Here is a 21,020-nt window from a genome sequence, read left to right on the forward strand (position 1 = left end):
AGCTACAGGAGAGAGAGCACTTAAACATTTCTGCTCAATACATCCAACTTCAAATAAGATTCGTTTTAAGCCTCCCGCATTGGGGGGAAATCAATTTTCTCTATGCCGGTAGGGGTAATCTGCTTCTGAATATATGAACGTCTAAACAGGGGCAATATGGAGAGTAAATACGGCTGTTTTTCAAATTACAATAACTAGATTTTATCAAACCCAACTAAGCATCCTTATCCCTACTTAACTCACTGTATACTTTACTCTTACTACAAAACCTTAAAACCAATCATGTTAGTTACTTTGTTAGTAAACAGGCATAAAAAAAGAGAATCAGCTAAATAGCTAACTCTCTCATTTTCAAACTGTACCCCGGACGGGATTCGAACCCATGACCTACTGCTTAGAAGGCAGTTGCTCTATCCAACTGAGCTACCGAGGCATCCTTAAAGCGGTTGCAAAGATATAAAAATATCAAAAACTGCAACCGCTTTAATGGTATATTTTCTTCTTCTCGTTTAAATAGTTTGATTAAACCAGATGAATATTGTGTTCACGACATTGTTTATACATTTCATCGGGCCATATACTCGATTGAATTTCACCAATATGTGCTTTACGAAGGAAATACATACAGAGGCGTGATTGCCCAATTCCTCCACCAATACATAAAGGAAATTCATTATTCAACAAACGACTATGCCACAACAGCTCTTTCCGATCTTCTGTATTGGTGAGTTTTAACTGATGCAAGAGAGTTTCTTTGTCCACCCGAATACCCATCGATGATATCTCTAATGAACTCTGCAGAACAGGGTTCCATATTAAAATATCACCATTGAGGCCTTTGTAGCCATTAACTGTTTCGGTCGTCCAATCGTCGTAATCGGGAGCACGTCCATCATGGATTTCACCACTGGGCATTTCACCACCAATACCTATAATAAATACAGCTCCAAATTCTTTGGCGATGGCGTTTTCCCGTTCTTTAGAGCTCAAATCCGGGTATTTGGCTTCCAGCTCTTCAGCATGAATAAAGGTGATCTCTTCGGGTAAAATAGGAGTAATTTGAGGATAGTGCTCATACACATAAAACTCCGTGCGAAGCAGAACCGAATAAATCTTACGTACGATTTTCTTTAAAAATTCCAGCTTACGCTCATCATCGGTAATAACACGCTCCCAATCCCATTGATCAACATAAAGCGAGTGTATATTCGACAATTCTTCGTCCGGACGAATCGCATTCATGTCGGTATACAATCCGTATCCAGGAGCAAATTCCTGATCAGCCAGTGTCATTCGTTTCCATTTGGCCAGCGAGTGTACCACTTCAGCCACCTGATCATCCAATTCTTTTACAGGGAAGACAACCGGGCGTTCGATGCCATTCAAATCATCATTAATTCCGGTTCCTTTCATCACAAAAAGTGGCGCCGTAACCCGGCTCAACTTCAATTCAGAAGACAAATCTCGTTGAAAAAAATCTTTAACCAACTTGATCGCTTTTTCCGTTTGTTTTAAGTCGAGATGCGACTTATAATTTTCGGGGAAATATAGTTTCATAATATGCTAAATATCAAACTCCTGACAACAGGCCAGTATCTTATTAATAATTTCTAGGCGCTAAAAGTAGCAAGAATCTTTCAATTTGACTTAGAATTCGTCATAAAATCAACAAACTGAAACTAAGACAAACAAAATTCACCATTACTATTTACATTTCTAGCAAATATTCAGATTCACAAAAGTTACTATTTTTACAGCGCAATACGTCAAAGCATGCAATCGAATATCATCAAACTTTATCTGATCAAATTCTCTAAGTGGTTTAACCTGATTATGCCGGTCGTTGTTCTTTTCTATCAGGACAATGGATTAAGTATGCAGGAAATTTTCTGGTTGAAATCCATTTATTCCATCGCTATTGTCATTATGGAGATTCCATCGGGCTATTTAGCCGATGTTTGGGGACGCAAAAACACCCTCCTACTGGGTGCAATACTTGGAACCGGTGGTTTCGCCATGTATAGTTTTTCGTATGGTTTTTGGGCTTTTGCTGCAGCCGAAATCGTTCTTGGTCTTGGTCACAGCTTTATATCCGGGGCCGATTCGGCCTTGCTGTACGACACCCTCAAAGCCCAAAATCGCGAAAAAGAATACATCAAGCAGGAAGGCTGGATCACTTCATCCGGCAATTTTGCAGAAGCCATAGCCGGAGTTTCGGGGGGTTTGCTGGCGATACTCAGTTTACGCACGCCTTTTTACGTTCAGTTTGCTGTGGCTGCCATTGCCATCCCAGCCGCTTTTTTGCTGAAGGAGCCGAAAGTGCAGGCCAACGAAGTGACCAAAACATTCAAATCCATTCTGCAAACGATCCGACAAACATTTTTACACCGGGAATTACGGTCCGCCATTCTGGTTTCATCCTTCACCGGTACAGCCTCACTTACCTTTGCCTGGTTTGTACAGCCTTATTTTAAAACCGCCGGACTACCGCTGTCGCTTTTCGGAATCCTATGGACCTTGCTCAACCTATCGGTCGGGGTTTCCTCCATGCTTAGCTATAAAGTAGAAAAACGGCTGGGCCAACGAAACTCTTTACTAATTATCATCTTCGGACTAACTATCGGCTATCTACTGGCGGCGTGGGAGATTAGCCTGGCCGGAATTGCCATCTTGTTTTCGTTTTATCTTTTCCGCGGAATCGCCCATCCCATTCTAAAAGACTACATCAACCGCTATACCCGCTCCGAAGTTCGCGCGACGATTTTATCGCTCCGAAATTTTGTCATCCGCATCAACTTTGCCATCATTGGACCATTGCTGGGCTATTTAACAGACCAGTTTAGCTTAGGAACTTCTCTGCTTGTGGCAGGTTTAAGCTACGCTGTCGTTGCCCTCATTGCCGCTCTTCCTCTCCTTTCAAACAAAGCCAAAAACATTTCAGACTAAGCCTATCGATCCAATTTACATGCCAGTAATATATAAACCGATAGCCGGCTAAGCTCCAGCCAAGATTATTGTAATTATAGTTCCAGTTTTAGTCCATCGTGAGCAAGAGAAATATTGTCGGGGAGCTGCCGCTGAACATCTTCATGCTTGCCCATCAGGTGCGAGATGTGTGTGAGGTAAGCTTGTTTTGGTTTTACTTGCTGTATAAGTTGGATGGCTTCTTCGAGGTTGAAATGCGAAATGTGCTTTTCAAAACGCAAGGCATTCACGATCAGAATATCGAGATTACGCAGTTTTTCCTGCTCTTCCGGTTCCACCCGGTTAACATCAGTGAGGTACGCCATTTGCCCCAGACGAAAACCAAAAACAGGCAATCTATGATGAAAACCGCGCACGGGAATGACCTCAATTTCGTTCAGCTTGAAAGGTTTATTCTCAACCAGATGAAGATTCATCTGCGGAATACCGGGGTACTTATTCGTTTCAAATACATAATCGAACACCCGCTTGATTGAACTTTGAACTCGTTTTTCAGCATAAATATCGGTGGGGTGTTTCTGCACCCAGTTGAACGCGCGAATATCGTCAAGGCCAAAAATATGATCGGTATGCTCATGCGTCAGAAAAATCGCATCAAGCTTACAAAGGCCAATACGCAACATCTGCTGACGAAAGTCGGGTCCGGCATCAATCACTATTTTTGAGCCATTAGCATCGATGAAAAGTGCCGATCGCAGCCGGTTATCTTTCGGATTGCTGGACCGACACACCGGACAGGCGCAAGCTACTACCGGAACTCCTTGCGATGTACCGGTTCCTAAAAATTCAATCTTTAATTCTAAATTTGGCTTCATGTATGCAGGCAAAACTACAAAAAATAGATTTTCTTATGTCGGCCGTGTAAATTAATTAATTTTGAAGAAAATTTGATGTATGGCCCATTTATACCTGATTCCGATTACACTCGGCGAAAGCGAACTCAATACGGTTATTCCGGAAAACCACCGGGAAATTATTCGTTCAATTTCTCATTTTATTGTAGAAAATATCCGGACTGCCCGACGTTTTCTCAAAAAAGTAGATAAAAACATTGACATTGACTCGCTGCATTTTTACGAACTAAATAAGCACACCAATAAAAACCAACTACACACCTACCTGGATCCCATCAAGGAAAATCAACCCGTTGGGATTATGTCGGAAGCGGGTTGTCCGGGAGTAGCCGATCCAGGTGCCGATGTAGTTCGAATAGCCCATGAGCAAAATATACGGGTGATTCCATTAGTAGGTCCCTCTTCTATTCTATTAGCGATGATGGCGTCTGGAATGAACGGGCAAAACTTCGCCTTTAACGGTTATCTTCCCATCCAAAAAGGAGAAAAAGCGAAGCAAATCAAACATCTGGAGAACCGGATTTATTCTGAAAACCAAAGTCAGTTGTTTATCGAAGCCCCCTACCGAAACCTGCAACTACTGGACGACTTGCTGCAAAACTGCAAGCCTCAAACCAAGTTGTGCATTGCCTGCGACCTGACGCTGGAAACAGAATCCGTAAAAACCCTTTCGATTGGCGATTGGAAAAAACAAAAACCAGACATACAAAAGCGCCCTGCGATTTTTGTTTTGGGCAAATAAAAATTGATTGAATTCCGGGTAGCTTTTCCTCTCGAAAGTCACTGCTAATCATTGTGCAAAATTTGGAATTCAAGACTTCTACTTCAACTAAAAAGAAGCTTGAATTCATGTTCAAAGTTGGGGGTAAAAACACCTTGCCCCAGCGTTCTGGCGATCTGCTTTTTGGTCCAGAACTTTCCTTCTTCCACTTCCTCGGAGTGCAAATGAATGCTTTGGTAATCGTGGCTTACAAACACGTAAACCAGTTCATGCTCGATTTCACTTTCCCAGATGTACTGCTTGACTAATTTGGCGGAGAATCCTTTCAAACCAATTTCTTCCCAGGCTTCGCGCTGCAAGGCGGTCTGCAAGTCCTCGCCAAAGGCAATGTGTCCGCCTACTGCGGCATCCCACTTACCAGGCTGTACCAACTTATTCAGTGGACGTTTTTGTAGGTAGATGGCACCTTTTTGATTAAAAACATGCAAATGAACTACCGGATGAAGCAGCTTTTGCCCACTATGACAAACCGACCGCGGAGCTTTTCCAATCACCTGTCCTTGCTCATTGACCAAAGGAAGCTGTTCTTCTTCAGCCAATACTTGTTGCGATTTCTTCTGTTTGAAATATTCAATAACGAAAAGCAGTCCAAACAGAATATAAAACAAGCCTCCGCTAATGAAAGCCCACGCTTCGTTGGACAGATAAAAAGCAGCATAAAATACCAAGAGAGTATGTCCCACAAACATGTAAAACATCAACTTCAAACTGGCTCGCATACGACTCATTTGCTCATCACTCAGCGTCATATCCTTAAGGTAGCGCTTGCTCATTAGGGCAACAATATTGACTTTTGAAAAAGCCGACAAAGCCAGGATTACACACAGGATTAATTCAACAAGCGCCGGTTTCAGTTTAAAGAACAAATCGTTGTCCAACAAAATTGAGACACCACCCAAAGCCAATAAAAGCAGCGTATCAAACAAGACAAACCGGTCGAATCGTTTTTCCTTGATTCCGATCCATAGCAATTCGACCACACCAATTGCAAGGGCAGCAACCAAGCCGACTTTCGTTCCCCACAGTTCGTCAACAGCAATAAAAACAAACAAGGGGATAAAGCCTGGAAGTAGTTTTTTAAGAAGTTGTATTCGCTGATTTTCCATCTATAAAAAACAAAACCCGCAAAAAGCGGGCTATTTCGTTATTCGGATTGCGTATCGGACAGCTTATAATGCTTATAAACTTCAACATCGAAAATCAAAGTAGAGAAACGAGGAATTCCGCTTGAACTGTTGGATGCTCCATAGGCCAGATTCGATGGAATAACAAAGGTTGCCTTACCTCCCTGCGTCATATAAGATACTCCTTCGCTCATGCCCACAATCACATCCGAGCCTCCCACAATAAATTCAAATGGCTCATACGTTCCTGACATATCAAAAACAGTGCTATCGATAAGCATACCGGTATAGAATACTTTAACCCGGTCGCCCAGTTTAATGGTATCTCCGGTTCCTTTCTCGCGCTCAATATAATACATGCCCGACTCCGTAGGCTCTTCGTCAATGTTATTGGCTTCAATAAATGTGTCTAGTTTCTCGAGCTCTTCAGCCCGCAGTTTTTCCAAATCAATGCCATCATCCTTACATGACACTGTTGTGATCAAAAGACCACCGATCACAGCCAAAAAGAAAAATATTTTTTTCATATCGTATCCTTACTATTTTATTGGTATATCTTTTTCAATTCTAAGCTAAAAGAAAGCGTGGTATATGGAGGGATTGATCCTGAACCATAAGCTCCGTATGCCAGGTTGGAAGGGATAATAAAAAGCCCCTTGGTCCCTTCATTCATAAGCATTAAGGCATCTTCAAATCCATCAATTAAATCGCCTGGATTGTAACGAAATTTCCATATTTTATCTTCGTAATGATAAGAGGATGCATCAAAAATCTGACCATTCTCCGGCATAAAGCCAGTATAGTCGATACCAATCGAATCGCCTGACTGGACATAAAGTCCCTCGCCCTGTTCCTCTATCACATAAAAAATACCGGTAGCTGATGTATCAATATCATAACCGCGATTAACCAGCGTATCCAAATATTCCTTCAATAATTCGGCTTCGCGTGCAGGCGTATAATCAACTGTTTCTTGCACCGGATCGTCAAAGCAAGAATACATGGCAACCAGAACAACCGCCATCAATAAAAATTTAATCCCTTTCATTTGTTTTTTCATTTTGATTTTGTCTTCACTAATTTCTCCTGATAAACGGGTAATAACTTCCGATATTTATCAAGTGTTTCTGCTAATGATGCAGAAACCTCCCCTCCGGCTGCGTTGCGATGTCCTCCTCCGTTAAAATTTTCGGAAGCAAACCCATTTACAGCGAATTCGCCTTTCGAGCGAAACGAAGCTTTCACCATTCCATCTTTCTCGGAAAATAACGTACTAAAGTGAATCCCTTTTATCGATAACGGATAATTGACAAACCCTTCACTATCACCAGGCGCAAAGTTAAATTTTTTCTGCGTTTCTTTGGATAAATACATCACAGCTGCGTGATATTCCGGAAAAACCTCCATACACTCATTCAAACAATACCCCAACAGGCGCATCCTGTCGACCGAATAGTTATCAAAAACCTCGCCGTGAATGTAGTCCTGATCAATGTCGAATTTCAAAAGCTCGCCCACCGTCTGGAAGGTTTGCGGATCGGAAACATTGTAATCGAACGACCCCGTATCGGTCATAATCCCACAAAACAAGGCTGAAGCGGCTTCGCGATCCAGGTGCTGATCAAGCCCGGAAGCTTTTAGCACATGATAAACCAACTCAGCCGTCGACGAACATTCGGGATGCGAAATCTGCACATCGGTAAAGTCCTCGGGGTAAGGATGATGATCAATCAAGATGCTATTTTTGGAATAACTTTCCACCAACGGCCTCAAGTCACCGGTGCGTGATAAGTGATTAAAATCCAGACAGATCAGCAAATCCGACTCCACTAATAGCTGCTGTACCTTTTTCGGGTTTTTCGAAAAAAGCGTCACTTGCTCGTGGCCCTCAATCCAGTTATAAAATGAGGGATAACCATTGGCAGAAATTACTTCCACCTGCACCCCACTATTCTTCAAAACGCGCGACAATCCCAATGCCGATCCAACAGCATCGCCATCCGGATTAACATGCGGAAGAATAACTACTTTTTGATTGGTTTTACCAACCCAAGCGCTAAATGACTTAATTATTTCTATATCAAGTTCTTTCAAGACATCAATTTTTTATTCGGATACAAATATAAAAATAATGCATCCGCTATTTAATTTTAGCTAATTAATTTTCTAAATTAGTTCACTCTATCAAACCTTATATTAAACTAAACAAAATGGCTGGAAAAAGAACCCTTACAATCATTAAGCCGGGAGCCGTTGAACGGAACCTCATTGGACCAATTCTTACAAAAATTAACGAAGATGGCTTCGTCATTAAAGCATTAAAGTACACCAAATTAAAAAAAGAACAAGCGAGAGCTTTTTATGCTGTCCATCAAGACAAACCATTTTACAACGATTTAGTTAAATTCATGAGTTCTGCTCCCATTGTTGTGGCAATCATTGAAAAAGAAAATGCTGTTGAAGATTTTCGTAAGCTTATTGGAGCAACTGACCCTCTGGAAGCAGGCGAGGGCACTATTCGTAGAATTTTCGCTGAATCAAAAACCCACAATGCGATTCACGGATCCGATAGTGATGAAAATGCAATTAAAGAAAGTGACTTTTTCTTCTCACGAATAGAGCGCTTTTCATTTTAACGAAAAACAATATCATGGACAATCGTATTGCCCGCGTGTTCATTCAGGCGGGCTTTTAATTGCTCCTTCATCATTACCAATTCACTTCTCAGTGCCGGCGAACTTGTTTTCACAAACAAGGTTCCATTACTAATTTTTAGCGACTCGGTGTATCGGGCAATCGTCCGCCCCACTACTGTTTCCCACGAAGCAATTAGCTCAACTTCGGTCAGTTTCTTGTTCAACTTATTTTGTTCGATATAATCCCGAAGGACTTCGCTTAACTTTTGGGTATTGCTTCTTCTCATTTTACTACTTCATTTACCGTTCCGTCCACCACCTGGAAAATCTTAAAATCGGCCTCCACCTCAGCAATCATCTGATCGAGATGCTCTCGGTTAGTATCCGTTATAAAAATCTGTCCAAAATGATCATCTGCCACCAACTTAACAATTTGTGTTACCCGATTCTTATCCAATTTGTCGAAAATATCATCTAACAACAAAATAGGAGTCATCCCTGCCAAGTCTTTAATAAAGTCGAACTGCGCCAGCTTTAAGGCTACCAGGTACGTTTTCTTCTGTCCCTGCGAACCAATCTTCTTAATCGGGTATTCTCCTAAATTGAACAGAATATCATCCTTATGAATTCCAACTGTCGTGTATTGCATCATCCGGTCTTTGCCAACAGCGTCTTTCATCTGTTGAGCAAAATTTCCTTCGTACAAGCTCGATTCATGCATCATTTCAATTTGCTCTGTTCCCGATGAAATCAGCTCGTAATATTGCTGAAAAACAGGTTGCAACTGATGAAGATACTCCACCCGTTTTTCATGAATCAACTCACCATAATGGACGAGCTGATCGCTCCAAACCTCCAGACTTTCCGCATTGAAAAAACCAGCACTGGCAAACTGCTTCAGCAGTTTATTTCGCTGCATTAAAGCCCTGTTATAACGAATCAGGTTATCCAGATACACTTGATCATATTGCGAAATCAGTGAGTCCAGAAACCGACGTCGCTCATCGCTACCACCCATAATCAGATTGATATCCGTAGGGCTAACAATAATCAGAGGTAAGAGTCCGATGTGCTCCGAAAGCTTTTTATACTCTTTCTTGTTACGTTTGAAATGCTTTTTCTGTCCACGCTTTAAACCACAATAAATGGTTTCCTCATTTTCCAGCCGATGATATTTGCCCTGAATCACAAAGAAGTCCTGATCATGCCGAACATTCATGCCATCAATGGCATTCGAAAAGCTTTTGCAAAAAGACAAATAATAGATCGCATCCATCAAATTTGTTTTTCCGGCTCCGTTGTTCCCGATAAAACAATTCAGGTTTGAAGAAAAGCTCAATTCGGCTTCTTCAAAGTTTTTAAAATTCACCAGCGATAAGTTCTGAATATACATGAGTGGCATTCTTATTAAGGAACAAAACTAAGAAAATAAAGAATGAAGGTAGAAGTAAAACCAAGGTGACTGATTTTTTTATTTCTTCAACCCGCCAAATAAATCCGAGTAAATACCTGTTTTAGCCACGAAAAGAGATAATAACACCAACATGTTTATTAATATTAAATTTTATAAACCTTTCCTGCCTTTTATTTTATAAAAAAACATATTTTTGCGTCACTAATTTGGAATAACCTATTTTAAAGATGGCAAAGAATAAAGATCAAAGAGAAGACAGCTTTTCAGAAGTTGAAAGCACATTAACTAAAACCGAGCAGTTAATTGAAGATAATCAGAAAATGTTGACCATCGTGGTCGGTGTTATTGTTGCGATTGTCGTTGTTTACCTTGGTTTCACTCGGTTGTACATTCAACCCCGCGAAACCGATGCTCAGGAGCAAATGTTTATGGCGGAACAGTATTTTGAAAAAGATTCTTTCAATTTAGCCATCAATGGAGATGGAAATTACCTTGGCTTTCTGGATATTATTGAAGATTATGGCATGACTGATGCCGCTAATCTTGCCAGCTACTACACCGGTGTTTCTTATCTTCGCTTGGGCGAATACGAAGCCGCTGTTGATTACCTGAACGATTTTGACACAGACGACTTATTACTCGTGCCCGTTGTTGAAGGAGCTAAAGGTGATGCTTACCTGGAATTGGGAGAAACGGACAAAGCAATCAGTGCTTATAAAGCCGCTTACAACAGCTCGGACAATGAGCTGACCACTCCTATTTACATGATGAAAGCAGCCAACGTAATGGAATCAGAAGGTGAACTTGATGATGCATTGGAAGTTTACCAAAAGATTAAGGAAAAATATCCGACAACCACTGAAGGTCGTAATGTTGAAAAATACATCGCCCGCGTGGAGATTAAACAGAACAACTAAGAATCATTCGAAAATAATACATTGAAAATCCCCTCATCGCAGGGGATTTTTTATTTTTGTAGAAAATTAAAGCATATGGCAACAAAGAATTTATCAGCCTACGATCTTGAATCGGTACCATCAGCCAAAGGATATAAATTTGGAATCGTGGTTGCTGAATGGAATTATGAGATTACAGGTGCATTGGCACAAGGCGCAATTGACACGCTCAAAAAGCATGATGTTGAAGAAAACGACATTCAGATAAAACATGTTCCCGGAACCTTTGAGTTAACGCTGGGCGGACAGTTTTTAGCAGAATACACCGATGTTGATGCAATCATCTTAATTGGTTGCGTGGTCCAGGGAGACACCCGTCATTTCGATTTTATTTGCGATGGTGTAACACAAGGAACAACCGATTTGAATCTGAAATACAATAAGCCCTTCATTTTTGGAGTACTAACTACGAACAACGAGCAGCAAGCGTTGGATCGAGCCGGCGGCAAGTTGGGCAACAAAGGTGACGAAGCCGCTGTAACTGCCATTAAAATGGTTGCTCTGCAAAAAGGAATGCAAGCTAATCGATAAATTATTTTGGCAGAAAAAGCAGGATAGATCCTTCTGCTTTTTCTGCCAAAAACTCTTTTTCCTCCACTTTACGAGTGACAGCCTCTTTCAATCAACACTCGACCTGTAGCTTCCCTGTCACAATTATCTTCAGGAAAACAATCTTGATTAAGCTGTTCAGGCAGCTATTTCATACAAAAGAATAACTGCTAGGCAACTAAAAAACTCCTGACAAAACTGTAGAAACAGCTTTCATCAGGAGTTCATCAATGAAAAATAATCAATACTATATTACTGTTGGGAATACTTCAGCAGTAGCACCTTTAATTTTATACCCATCAATATCATGCCCAGCCAGGCGTTTATTGAACAACACAAATCGTCGGGAAGGTACTTCAAACCGATGCTGAATGACGAAAATAATAGCAACGATGGCAGCGATGACAATAAATCCAAACATCTGTTTTGCCGAAATTAGTAGCGCCTGAATCTGTACAGGTCCATACAAGCGCATAGCACCGCCACGCATCATTCCAAGCGTATCAGCCGGATCGATGGCTCCGGCCAAGTCAATCCCATGCTGAACTCGAAGTTTGTAAAATCCCCAGTTGATAACAGCTCCAAAGATGGCTGTTCCTACAAAAGAGCGAAACAACACAAAAAGCGTAGCCGCCGGAAACATTTCATCCATCGTCAGATTACGGGCATTGTAAGCTGTTAACGCAACATACAGAAAGCCCATCCCCATGCCTTTTAGTATATTGGGAGCAACAAAATAACTTATCTCGGAGATCGGTGTCACCAAAAAATACATCATCAGGTAAGACAACAAAAAGGAAACAAAGCCCATGATGACTAATTCTTTCAGTTTTCGGCTAAGTTTATTGAGCCAGATATAACAAACCGCTGAGGCAATAATGAAGCCCGGAACCATCAGAAAAGTCAAACCGGCAATGGTTTCATTGCTGTACTTAAGTACCCCGACAAAATAAGTTGTTTGCACACTGGTTCCTGCTAAAAAAATCCCCATCAGCGAAATCAGCAAAAGCGATCCGTACACGGTTTTCTTTTTAAATACCTGAAGCTTCATATAGGGCCTTTTCAATACCGTTTGGCGGTATACAAAAACAGCCATGACAACCAATAAGGCTATCGTTGAATACACAATAACCGGGCTGTGAAACCAATCATAATACTTCATGAATGAGGTGATGAAGTTCAGCAACATCATAATAACGACAAATAAAATGATGCTAGCCCAGGGAAGCTGATACATCGGCACCTTTTTCATACCACGCTTATTGTGCATAAAGATGACCATCAAAGCAGCAAAGCACAGCATGTAAATGGTATAAATCAAGTACACCTGGCGCCAATCGTACTTATAAGCAAGCATCGAAGCCCAGTACACACCAGCCAAGCCCAAAACAACGGCAATGGGGTAAAAGATCGGATAAAAAATCTCGCGCTTCATTTGTGGGCTGATGATAAAAATTACGGGCAATAGAAATTCAAGCATGCCACTAAATTTCACCATGCCAATCAGCAAAGTACATACAATAATTAAGGGTTCGCTGTCGGTGGTGTAAACAATCATGCTGAAGAAAGACATCAACAGCAAACTTCCCAGCACGATTTCTTTGGAACGAAAGTACTGCTTGATCCGAAAAGACAAGGGCATCATCACCATCATTCCAATGTAACTGGAATTGTTGGCCATCATAAAAAACTCCGTGATAGAATTCAAGCCGTTGGACATGAGCATAATGTTGCCCGAATAAACGCCATTCACCCCTAAATAAGGAGGGAGCCCCAACAAAATCAGCAGCAACTGAACCGGTTTGGGCACCCACTCATGAAATAAACCTCTGTTGTACTGTGCCATAAATTAATCGATTACAGAAACAATCACATTCATACCAGCACGCAATTGTTGCACATCTTCTTCCGAGTTAGCATCGGTAAATTCAATCCGAACAGGAAAACGTTGCTGTACTTTCACAAAATTACCCGTAGAGTTGTCAACCGGAATAGCTGAAAACTTAGCACCACTGGCATACGAAATGGCTTTAATTACTCCTTCGTATTCTTTATCATTAAGGGCATCAACAGTAATTCGCACCTTTTTACCAATGGCAATAACAGGCATCTGTCTTTCTTTGAAATTGGCCACCACCCATTGCTCTTTGCTTTTCACGATGGAAAGTAGTTGCTGTCCCGGCTGAATCAGCTGTCCAACCTGAAGTTTCTGGCGTCCGGCAGTACAGTCGTAGGGAGCAATAACAGTGCAATACTCAACATTCAACTTAGCCATATCAAAAGCCGCATTAGCACTTTTAATCTGAGCTTCATTTATTTTCAAACGCTTTTGTACCTCTTGAATAGAAAACTGAATACTCTTGCGTTGTTGCGTCATGGCTTTTATCTGCGATTTTAAAGCCTCGTATTCTGTCTCCACATTTTCCAACTGAGCTTTTGTCACCACTTCATCCTGATATAAGTTCTGGTAACGGGTATAATTTTTTTCCAGATTCAGCAAACGTGACTGACTAGCCTGAATATTGGCATCGCTTACACTCAAGTTATTCCGGATGGTTTGTATGCTTGACTCGGTGACTTCCTGAGCTGCCAGTGCATTCAAATAAGCTGCTTCGGCTTGAGCTAACCGAATTTGATATTCTGAATCATCCAGGATTAAAAGGGTATCACCCTGACTTACATGCTGGTGTTCGTCAAAACCAATGTACTTAATGTATCCCTGTACTTTTGAATTAACCGGACTAATGTATTCTTCAATTTGAGCATCGTTGGTATAGCCAGCATCTCCTAAGTGAAAGTATTCCCGGATTCCCCACACAATCAACACTGAAATCAACAGAAACAGCGACAAATTGGCGATAACAATTCGCTTCTTAGATAAACTCTTATTTTTCTTCGTTGTATTCTTTCCCATGATTATTTTTTCAAAAAGTAGAACATGAAGGCTTACAATGAGCCCGTTGCATTTAATAATTTGTAATAGGCAAACAAAATATTGATTTCGGCATTGGCGTATTGCAGATCGGCAGCCAGTTTCGAGTTACTCGCATCCAGCATATCAATCAGCAGGGCCAGTTGATTTTCATATTTTTTCTCAATCATCCGGTAGTTTTCATCGGCTAGCTTTTTGTTCTCCTCATGCGATTTCAACTGCGATAAAGCAACCTGATAGCTCGAGTAAACCGAATTGACAGCCAAGTTGGTATTCTGCTCCTGCATCACAACCGCCTCCTGCGTTTGAGCAACCTGCAACCGTCTTAAATTGACTTTACGCTTTGAGGTGTACAAAGACGAAATATTGAACGAGAGAGCCGCTCCAACCTGCCATCCGTTGGAGTACTTATCGACTACCGGACTCGTATTTGTCAGCGGGCGCTGCAGACTGTTGCCAGCAAAAAGACTAAGCGCCGGACTCCTGTCCGACTTGGTAATGTCCAACGCCTTCTCGGCAATCTTAACGTTTTGTCTGGCTGTAAGCAAACCGGTATAGTTTTGACTGGCTTGAGACTGATAATCAAGCAACGGATCAACAGTTGGCTTGTTTAGCAAAATAGACGAGTCGGGGAGAATTTTCATCGCTCCATCAATTCCGGCAGCCGTTGTCAATTGATCATTGACAATGCGAATATGGTTATCGATTTGCTCCAAAGCCAAATATAAATTAGCAACCATCAATCGTGTCCGAATAATATCATCTTTCGTCACCAAATCCTGCTCAAACATAGCCGTGATATTTTTCAAGCGAATCTCGGCTAACTCAATATTTTTCGAATAGATGGCCTGCTGATTGTAAAGGCGAAACAAGTCGAGGTAACTGCCGGTCACCAAAAACTTCATGCTTTCTATTGCTTCCCGGGCTTTCAGTTCGGCCAGTTGCCTTTGTAAATCGGTTAACTCAACCGACTCATTGATTACATTTCCTTTAAACACCAGTTGCTGGGCTTGTACCGAAAATGAATTCCCAAAATGAGGCATGTCAACTCCTACTCTATTCGAAAAATTGGGATCGTAAATCGTCACATTTCCCAGATAAAAAGCATTAAGAGACGTATTAATCGTTGGCAAGTGACTCAACTTCTGAACAGCTACTTGCTGGGTAGCAACCTTCACTCCCGCCTCTGACACTTTAATGGCCTGATTGTTCTCCATGGTCAGCGACCAAATTTCATCCAGAGAGAAAATCTTTGCCTTTTCCTGGGCATTCAGGTTCAAAACTCCGCATAGCAAAAGCATAAACACGGAATACCTCAGTTTCCTGTTCCTAATTTTCATCATTGTTTTCTGACTTTAATAATCCGCTGCAAAGGTTCGTTTTCGTACCGAGAACGAAATAGACTACCAACGGCAAAGCATGTCTGAATTACGGATTGCCGTCCAAAGAATGACGTTTAAAATAGGCTGTCGGATTAAGGGCGGTTAATCGTTTGAAGAATTTACTAAACGCAAACTGGTCACTAAAATGAAGTATTTCAGCGATTGTAGCCACTTTCAGATCATTATTTGCCAATAGCATTTTGGCCTCCCGAATAAGCACCATATTAATCAGCTCTCGGGCCGTGTGACCAGTTACTTTTTTAAGGGTTTCAGAAAGATGTTTCGAGCTGACTTTCAAACGTTCAGCATAGAAATCCAAGTTGTGATGTTTTCGAAAATGAATTTGCAAGAGTTTAATAAACTCAAGGGTAAGCATTTCACTTCTGTTTTCCGAAGTGTTTTGCTGAGCTGCAACCTGCCCAATCCGTTCAATAAGCATATAGGCCACCGATGCAAAAAGAGTATGGATCAAATCATCTGCAAAACGATAGTTTTTAGATTTATTCTTTGTCCTGATCATCTGGACCAATTGCCAGGTATGTGAAAAATCTTCAGCGATGAACGTTAAGTGAAGAATAGAAGACGTTGCAAAATAATGAATGGTATCCAACTTGCTAAAACGAGTAGGCACAAGCAATTGAAAGTTCTTTTCCACAACCATCATCATCATAGCTCCTGCTTTGGAAATATTCAAAAACTCATACACGACCTGCGGATTAATCATTAAAACGTCGCTGGGCTTAAGCACATGCCGGCTCAGCTTATAACGTACTTCCACAAAGCCTTCTTTTACCAATAAAAAAGCATAGTACGAGGGTTTAAAAGGGCAATTTAAGTCCAGAAAGCCTTCAATCTCTTCGCCTGTTAAAACCCGGATATCGGTATGTTTTTTTGCCTCATTCATCTTCAAACCAAGAGCCGAAAATAACGAATTTCAATTTAAGTTGACGTACTTTATGACAGGATTAGGAAATTGAGTAGAAAGGGTATAAAATGAAAGAGACCGTCCATAACATTGGACAGCCTCTTTTCTGACATCTAACTAATTACCAGCCGAGACCTTACTCCCTGGTCTACTTTCCAGGTCTTCTGGCACCTCCCCGCTCACTGGGAGTGCGTCGGTTGTTCATTCGTTCTTGTCGTTTCTTTTGCATTTCATCAAACTTCTCCGCTTGTTCTTTGGTCAGCATCGCGCGAATTTCTTTGTTTCTTTTTTCCATTTGTTCCCGCATTTTAGGAAATAGCTCCCTGCGCTCTTCATCGGTCGCTTTTTGCATTTGCTCACGCATCTCGGTAAACGACTTTTGGTACTTCTCATTAATTGCAGTCAGCTTTTTCTGTTGAGCCTCGTCCAATCCGAGTGTTTCAATCATTTGCTTATCCCGATCTTCCTGGCTCATGCGTTGTCTTTGTCCTCCGGGCTGAGCATAGCTGGCACCAATAGTAGCTGCCAACACGACTAATAATACATACAATTTTCTCATTTTATTTCTGCTTATTGTTATTTGAACTTGATGGAACTTGCCGGGGAATTTCATTCTCCTGTAATTATTCGAGCTTATTTCATCGGTTGTTTTTTGACATTCAACCTATTGACTACGAAATCCTACATTCGTTTAATTCAGATTCATTTTCTTTCCTGAAAGAATGCATTATTTTTACCAAAAAAGAGATCACATGCAAGCAATGATATTTGCCGCAGGGCTGGGAACACGGCTTCAGCCGCTAACGAATAGCCGGCCCAAAGCGCTGGTTGAAATTCATGGGAAAAATTTACTGGAACGCTGCCTTTTGAACTTGAAAAAGCAAGGCATCAACGATGTTGTCATCAACGTTCATCATTTTGCGACACAAATCAAAAGTTTTCTTCAAAGCAACAACAACTTTGGAATGCGGATTCAGATTTCGGACGAAACGGATGAACTGCTGGACACCGGTGGCGGTATTCTTAAGGCCAAGCCGCTGTTCAAACCAAATGAGCCGATATTAATCCTGAATGTCGATGTACTGACCAACCTCTCATTTGGCGCATTACTTGATTTTCATCAGCAAGAAAAGGCCCTGGCCAGTCTGGTTGTCCGCCAACGAGATACCTCGCGTTACCTGCTGTTCAACAAAGATCAGCAGCTCACCGGCTGGAAAAACATGAAAACCGGAGCCAGCAAAATAGCCCGACCAGAGCAATTTGAGCAATCGGCGCCCTATGCCTTTAGTGGTATTCAACTCATCCAGCCCGAACTGCTAAATCGGATCGAAGAGCACGGTAAGTTTTCGAGTATTGATTTGTACCTGCGCCTGGCAAAAAGCGAAACCATCAAAGCGTTTATCGATGATCAATCGATTTGGATGGACCTGGGCAAGATCGAGCAGATGCAGGAAGCCGCAAGCCTGATTGAAAAGATGGAACAACGATCGAAGTAAAACCTGCAAACCGAAGTTCGATCTAACTTTTGGTACAAAGGATAAGAGCAAAAAAAAGCGAAACTGGCTAATACCGGCTTCGCTTTTTTCAATTCTAGAGGATGTTTATTCCGAATCCGAAGGGACAAAGACCACATCAATCAAATCAGCACCGTCGAAAAAGTCGGTGGCAAATTGCTGAATATCATTGGAGGTCATGTTTTGCAGGATTTCCTCATAATTGGCCGGTTCGGCTGAATTAATTCCTGTAAAATAGTAGTTGTACAACGAACTCAACCAGAATCTGTTGTGCTCACGAGATTGCTCACGGTCTTTCAATAAATTCTTGATGGTTTTATCAAAATCAACATCCGTTGGGCCTTCAGCAATAACTTTATCAATTTCGCGATAAACAATCGACTTGAGCTGGTCGGCACGCACGGGATCGCAATCGAAAAGAATGCGCATTGTTCCTTTGCTGATTGGGTATTTGCTCATTCCGCCACGAATGCCAACGCCATAAGTTCCACCTTCATCTTCGCGAATGGTTTCGGTAAAACGAAGATCAAGAATTCCCTCGAGAATCTTAATTGCCAGCAAGTTTTTCTGTGTATACTCCACTTCACTTTCATAGCGAACATTAACATTGGCTTTTGGAGTGGTCAAAGGCACGGGGATCACTTTTTCAGTCTTACCTTCCGGAGAGCGAATATCGCGATCTTTCCAGTTCTCTTCCCGATCCGAATCGGCTAGTGACCCCAGGTATTTTTCGGCCATCGCCAGCGCTGTCTCTTCTTCAATGTTTCCGACAATAAAGAAAGTGAAGTCGCCCGCATCCTGTATCCTGTCTTTGTAAATCTTTTGAATCTCGTTAAAATCAACATCCTGAAGGTATTTCGTATTCATTGTTCTTACCCGAGGATTATAATCAGCAATGATGAAGGATAAGGAATCGCGCATAATTTTCTGCGGATCTTTTTCCATATTGGCTACAAAAGCCAGGTAACGAGACATTAAAGCGTTGTGCGCTTCCTCATCAAAACGTGGCTTTTCAAAATACAGATAGGCCAACTGCATCATGGTCTCAAAATCTTTGGGAGTCGTTGACCCGCTAAACCCTTCGGTCAACGAACCAAGTGTAGGCGAAAGTGAAACTTTTTTACCTGTCAGCATTTTCTGCAGACTAATCGCATCAAAATCACCCACACCGTAAGCTTCCATAAAAGTTGAAGTCATATCGGCTGAAGGAACGTATTCATTGTCCCACAACGAACTACCACCAAGGCTGTAAGCAAGCAGCGTCACATTATCTTTTTCATAGTCAGCATGACGAAAAACTACTTTCACATTATTCTCCAGAGTCCACTCCACCGCATCAAAGGCATCCAAGCGTTTCGTGGTCTTCACTTTAGATCCCTGTAGTTCTTCGCTAATCAACGAAGCAGCAGCAACCTTATCTTCATAAGGAGCTATTTCCATCGACTCCACCTTTGCGATAATACTCTTGGCTTCTTCTTCCGAAAGATGTTCAGCATCGGTTGGTCCGGTAATCACGATGGTGCGATTTTCCGCTTTGATCCACTCTTTGGCTTTAGCCGAAATCTCCTCTACTGAGATGGTCGGAATCACCTCTTTAGCAAATTCGTACTCCCGTTCGATGCCAGGAACAGGCTCCTTCACCAAGTAGTTTTGCGCGTACTCCCGGGCATAACGATCATTCGAAATTTTATCGCGCTCATTGTACTGATTCTCAAAACGGGTCAGGAAATTAGTTTTCGCTCTTTCCAACTCACTTTCGGCAAAGCCATAACGTTTAACACGTTCTGTTTCGACCATAATAGCCTCCAATGCTTTAGCTTCTTCATTGCTGTTGGCCGTCACGCTGATACTGTAGGCATCATAGCCCCGAACCAAACCGCCTCTGCGAGTTCCTCCCGATACGAAAGGCGGAGTTCCGGTTTGCAGCAATTCCTGAATACGCATGCCACTCATCGAGTTAAACAACGAAGTAATATAAGCATCTCTTAAGTCGGCATAGCTTTTCTCCTGACCATCTTTATTTTCATCCAGAATATAAATATTGATTTGCGATTGAGTGGCTTCATCATCTGTTGCCAACACATAGTAAGTTTCTTCATGACTAGGGATGCGAAAATTGGGACGTTCTTTGGGATTCTCAACCGGCTCGATCGATGAGAACAAGCTCTTCACCTTCATTTCAATAGCATCAACATCCACATCGCCAACAATAGCGATAGCCTGAAGGTCGGTGCGGTACCAATCATGATAAAACTGACGTAAAGTGGCCGGATCGTGATATTTTATCACCGTTGTGTCGCCAATAATATCGCGCTCAGCCCATTTCGATCCTTTCATGACCACCGGAAGCCATTGATTAAACAGGCGAAAATTAGCATTCCGACGCGTACGCCACTCCTCTCCAATAACGCCACGCTCCAAGTCAATCTCATCTTCCTTCAGCTGCAGAAAGTCAGACCAATCATGCAGAACCAGCAAGCAGGTATCCACCAAGCCCTCATGGGTCGTCGGCACATCGCTCAGGTTATATACGGTCTCATTGAAAGAGGTGTAAGCATTTATGTTGCGACCAAATGCCACCCCATGCTTCTCCAGGGTATTCAAAATGCCCTTGCCTTCAAAATTCTCCGTGCCATTAAAGGCCATGTGTTCCAGAAAGTGAGCCAAGCCATTTTGGTTATCTTCTTCCAGCAAAGCGCCTACGTTCTGAATAATGTAAAAACTCGCCCGGTTCTTGGGCTCTTCATTGTGGCGAATATAATACGTTAAGCCATTATCCAAAACTCCTTTTCGAATTTCGGGAGCTTCAGGAATTACACTGTTTAAATCAAAGCCTGTTTGCGCTGTTGCAACCAGCGAAAACAGCAAAAAAAGCATACTGAGTTGTTGTTTCATCGGACTAAAATTTATATTTCAAATAGGTCTGTCTTTCATGTTCATTATTACAAAAATCGATGGCTTTTTGTTT

At 41.8% G+C, this 21,020-nt stretch carries 20 protein-coding genes and 1 tRNA gene; 6 read left to right on the top strand and 15 right to left on the bottom strand.

Features of this window, described 5'->3' with window-relative positions; all coding sequences use genetic code 11:
- Positions 1–359: 359 nt before the first annotated feature.
- Both ACUNWA_RS16730 and asnA read right to left on the bottom strand, forming a co-directional pair.
- A tRNA-Arg gene (locus ACUNWA_RS16730) sits at positions 360–433 on the bottom strand.
- Positions 434–522: 89 nt separating this feature from the next.
- The gene (gene asnA, locus ACUNWA_RS16735) at positions 523–1,557 is read right to left on the bottom strand and encodes an aspartate--ammonia ligase (protein ID WP_445593078.1); all 1,035 of its coding nucleotides are present in this window, start codon (positions 1,555–1,557) and stop codon (positions 523–525) included.
- 216 nt (positions 1,558–1,773) lie between these two features.
- Here asnA and ACUNWA_RS16740 point away from each other — a divergent pair, with 216 nt between their 5' ends.
- Positions 1,774–2,946 carry an MFS transporter gene (locus ACUNWA_RS16740; RefSeq protein ID WP_445593079.1) on the top strand — a complete coding sequence of 391 codons (1,173 nt, stop codon included), beginning with the start codon at positions 1,774–1,776 and terminating at the stop codon, positions 2,944–2,946.
- Positions 2,947–3,020: 74 nt separating this feature from the next.
- Here the strand turns inward: ACUNWA_RS16740 and ACUNWA_RS16745 are convergent, their stop codons facing one another.
- Positions 3,021–3,800, bottom strand: coding sequence for an MBL fold metallo-hydrolase (locus ACUNWA_RS16745; protein ID WP_445593080.1), 780 nt, complete (start codon positions 3,798–3,800; stop codon positions 3,021–3,023).
- Between the two features lie 79 nt (positions 3,801–3,879).
- Here ACUNWA_RS16745 and ACUNWA_RS16750 point away from each other — a divergent pair, with 79 nt between their 5' ends.
- Positions 3,880–4,581 carry an SAM-dependent methyltransferase gene (locus ACUNWA_RS16750; protein WP_445593081.1) on the top strand — a complete coding sequence of 234 codons (702 nt, stop codon included), beginning with the start codon at positions 3,880–3,882 and terminating at the stop codon, positions 4,579–4,581.
- A gap of 83 nt (positions 4,582–4,664) precedes the next feature.
- Here ACUNWA_RS16750 and ACUNWA_RS16755 read toward each other — a convergent pair whose 3' ends face one another.
- The 4 genes from ACUNWA_RS16755 to ACUNWA_RS16770 are packed head-to-tail and all read right to left on the bottom strand — an operon-like array spanning position 4,665 to position 7,838.
- Positions 4,665–5,726, bottom strand: a complete 1,062-nt coding sequence (locus tag ACUNWA_RS16755) for an NUDIX domain-containing protein (RefSeq protein ID WP_445593082.1) — start codon at positions 5,724–5,726, stop codon at positions 4,665–4,667.
- A gap of 38 nt (positions 5,727–5,764) precedes the next feature.
- Positions 5,765–6,271: an FKBP-type peptidyl-prolyl cis-trans isomerase gene (locus ACUNWA_RS16760; protein ID WP_445593083.1), complete on the bottom strand. Its 507-nt coding sequence runs from the start codon at positions 6,269–6,271 to the stop codon at positions 5,765–5,767.
- Positions 6,272–6,288: 17 nt separating this feature from the next.
- Positions 6,289–6,792 carry an FKBP-type peptidyl-prolyl cis-trans isomerase gene (locus ACUNWA_RS16765; protein WP_445593084.1) on the bottom strand — a complete coding sequence of 168 codons (504 nt, stop codon included), beginning with the start codon at positions 6,790–6,792 and terminating at the stop codon, positions 6,289–6,291.
- An 8-nt stretch (positions 6,793–6,800) separates the two neighbouring features.
- Positions 6,801–7,838: a DHH family phosphoesterase gene (locus ACUNWA_RS16770; protein WP_445593085.1), complete on the bottom strand. Its 1,038-nt coding sequence runs from the start codon at positions 7,836–7,838 to the stop codon at positions 6,801–6,803.
- A gap of 116 nt (positions 7,839–7,954) precedes the next feature.
- On the opposite strand from ACUNWA_RS16770, the gene ndk reads away from it, so the two are divergent.
- Positions 7,955–8,380 (top strand): nucleoside-diphosphate kinase, encoded by a 426-nt coding sequence (ndk, locus tag ACUNWA_RS16775; RefSeq protein ID WP_445593086.1) that lies wholly within the window; start codon positions 7,955–7,957, stop codon positions 8,378–8,380.
- Here ndk and ACUNWA_RS16780 read toward each other — a convergent pair.
- Together ACUNWA_RS16780 and recF are read right to left on the bottom strand one after the other, a co-directional pair.
- The gene (locus tag ACUNWA_RS16780; RefSeq protein WP_445593087.1) at positions 8,377–8,667 is read right to left on the bottom strand and encodes a DUF721 domain-containing protein; all 291 of its coding nucleotides are present in this window, start codon (positions 8,665–8,667) and stop codon (positions 8,377–8,379) included. The genes ndk and ACUNWA_RS16780 overlap by 4 nt on opposite strands.
- Positions 8,664–9,782, bottom strand: a complete 1,119-nt coding sequence (gene recF / locus ACUNWA_RS16785; RefSeq protein ID WP_445593088.1) for a DNA replication/repair protein RecF — start codon at positions 9,780–9,782, stop codon at positions 8,664–8,666. Before recF ends, ACUNWA_RS16780 begins: the two co-directional genes overlap by 4 nt.
- 239 nt (positions 9,783–10,021) lie before the next feature.
- Between recF and ACUNWA_RS16790 the strand changes: the two genes are divergently transcribed.
- Positions 10,022–10,711 (top strand): tetratricopeptide repeat protein, encoded by a 690-nt coding sequence (locus ACUNWA_RS16790; protein ID WP_445593089.1) that lies wholly within the window; start codon positions 10,022–10,024, stop codon positions 10,709–10,711.
- Between the two features lie 75 nt (positions 10,712–10,786).
- Positions 10,787–11,281: a 6,7-dimethyl-8-ribityllumazine synthase gene (gene ribH / locus ACUNWA_RS16795; protein WP_445593090.1), complete on the top strand. Its 495-nt coding sequence runs from the start codon at positions 10,787–10,789 to the stop codon at positions 11,279–11,281.
- Positions 11,282–11,546: 265 nt separating this feature from the next.
- On the opposite strand, the gene ACUNWA_RS16800 is transcribed toward ribH, so the two are convergent.
- From ACUNWA_RS16800 to ACUNWA_RS16820, 5 genes are all read right to left on the bottom strand, one after another.
- On the bottom strand, positions 11,547–13,145 hold the full coding sequence (locus ACUNWA_RS16800) for a hypothetical protein (RefSeq protein WP_445593091.1): 1,599 nt from the start codon (positions 13,143–13,145) through the stop codon (positions 11,547–11,549).
- Positions 13,146–13,148: 3 nt separating this feature from the next.
- Complete coding sequence (locus ACUNWA_RS16805) at positions 13,149–14,213, bottom strand: HlyD family secretion protein (RefSeq protein WP_445593092.1); 1,065 nt, start codon at positions 14,211–14,213, stop codon at positions 13,149–13,151.
- Positions 14,214–14,245: 32 nt separating this feature from the next.
- Positions 14,246–15,574: a TolC family protein gene (locus ACUNWA_RS16810; protein ID WP_445593093.1), complete on the bottom strand. Its 1,329-nt coding sequence runs from the start codon at positions 15,572–15,574 to the stop codon at positions 14,246–14,248.
- An 85-nt stretch (positions 15,575–15,659) separates the two neighbouring features.
- Entirely contained in the window at positions 15,660–16,517 is an 858-nt protein-coding gene (locus ACUNWA_RS16815; protein WP_445593094.1) for a helix-turn-helix domain-containing protein, read from the bottom strand.
- A gap of 169 nt (positions 16,518–16,686) precedes the next feature.
- Entirely contained in the window at positions 16,687–17,097 is a 411-nt protein-coding gene (locus ACUNWA_RS16820; protein WP_445593095.1) for a Spy/CpxP family protein refolding chaperone, read from the bottom strand.
- A gap of 193 nt (positions 17,098–17,290) precedes the next feature.
- Here ACUNWA_RS16820 and ACUNWA_RS16825 point away from each other — a divergent pair, with 193 nt between their 5' ends.
- Positions 17,291–18,034 carry a nucleotidyltransferase family protein gene (locus ACUNWA_RS16825; RefSeq protein ID WP_445593096.1) on the top strand — a complete coding sequence of 248 codons (744 nt, stop codon included), beginning with the start codon at positions 17,291–17,293 and terminating at the stop codon, positions 18,032–18,034.
- Positions 18,035–18,139: 105 nt separating this feature from the next.
- Here ACUNWA_RS16825 and ACUNWA_RS16830 read toward each other — a convergent pair whose 3' ends face one another.
- Positions 18,140–20,947: a M16 family metallopeptidase gene (locus ACUNWA_RS16830; RefSeq protein ID WP_445593097.1), complete on the bottom strand. Its 2,808-nt coding sequence runs from the start codon at positions 20,945–20,947 to the stop codon at positions 18,140–18,142.
- Between the last annotated feature and the right edge of the window lie 73 nt (positions 20,948–21,020).

The sequence above is a fragment of the Sunxiuqinia sp. sy24 genome, assembly GCF_052677165.1.

Excerpts from the sequence above, each read along its gene's own strand:
- asnA (WP_445593078.1), bottom strand. The coding sequence starts at position 1,557 with ATGAAACTATATTTCCCCGAAAATTATAAGTCGCATCTCGACTTAAAA.
- ACUNWA_RS16740 (WP_445593079.1), top strand. The coding sequence starts at position 1,774 with ATGCAATCGAATATCATCAAACTTTATCTGATCAAATTCTCTAAGTGG.
- ACUNWA_RS16745 (WP_445593080.1), bottom strand. The coding sequence starts at position 3,800 with ATGAAGCCAAATTTAGAATTAAAGATTGAATTTTTAGGAACCGGTACA.
- ACUNWA_RS16750 (WP_445593081.1), top strand. The coding sequence starts at position 3,880 with ATGGCCCATTTATACCTGATTCCGATTACACTCGGCGAAAGCGAACTC.
- ACUNWA_RS16755 (WP_445593082.1), bottom strand. The coding sequence starts at position 5,726 with ATGGAAAATCAGCGAATACAACTTCTTAAAAAACTACTTCCAGGCTTT.
- ACUNWA_RS16760 (WP_445593083.1), bottom strand. The coding sequence starts at position 6,271 with ATGAAAAAAATATTTTTCTTTTTGGCTGTGATCGGTGGTCTTTTGATC.
- ACUNWA_RS16765 (WP_445593084.1), bottom strand. The coding sequence starts at position 6,792 with ATGAAAGGGATTAAATTTTTATTGATGGCGGTTGTTCTGGTTGCCATG.
- ndk (WP_445593086.1), top strand. The coding sequence starts at position 7,955 with ATGGCTGGAAAAAGAACCCTTACAATCATTAAGCCGGGAGCCGTTGAA.
- ACUNWA_RS16780 (WP_445593087.1), bottom strand. The coding sequence starts at position 8,667 with ATGAGAAGAAGCAATACCCAAAAGTTAAGCGAAGTCCTTCGGGATTAT.
- recF (WP_445593088.1), bottom strand. The coding sequence starts at position 9,782 with ATGCCACTCATGTATATTCAGAACTTATCGCTGGTGAATTTTAAAAAC.
- ACUNWA_RS16790 (WP_445593089.1), top strand. The coding sequence starts at position 10,022 with ATGGCAAAGAATAAAGATCAAAGAGAAGACAGCTTTTCAGAAGTTGAA.
- ribH (WP_445593090.1), top strand. The coding sequence starts at position 10,787 with ATGGCAACAAAGAATTTATCAGCCTACGATCTTGAATCGGTACCATCA.
- ACUNWA_RS16800 (WP_445593091.1), bottom strand. The coding sequence starts at position 13,145 with ATGGCACAGTACAACAGAGGTTTATTTCATGAGTGGGTGCCCAAACCG.
- ACUNWA_RS16805 (WP_445593092.1), bottom strand. The coding sequence starts at position 14,213 with ATGGGAAAGAATACAACGAAGAAAAATAAGAGTTTATCTAAGAAGCGA.
- ACUNWA_RS16810 (WP_445593093.1), bottom strand. The coding sequence starts at position 15,574 with ATGATGAAAATTAGGAACAGGAAACTGAGGTATTCCGTGTTTATGCTT.
- ACUNWA_RS16815 (WP_445593094.1), bottom strand. The coding sequence starts at position 16,517 with ATGAATGAGGCAAAAAAACATACCGATATCCGGGTTTTAACAGGCGAA.
- ACUNWA_RS16820 (WP_445593095.1), bottom strand. The coding sequence starts at position 17,097 with ATGAGAAAATTGTATGTATTATTAGTCGTGTTGGCAGCTACTATTGGT.
- ACUNWA_RS16825 (WP_445593096.1), top strand. The coding sequence starts at position 17,291 with ATGCAAGCAATGATATTTGCCGCAGGGCTGGGAACACGGCTTCAGCCG.
- ACUNWA_RS16830 (WP_445593097.1), bottom strand. The coding sequence starts at position 20,947 with ATGAAACAACAACTCAGTATGCTTTTTTTGCTGTTTTCGCTGGTTGCA.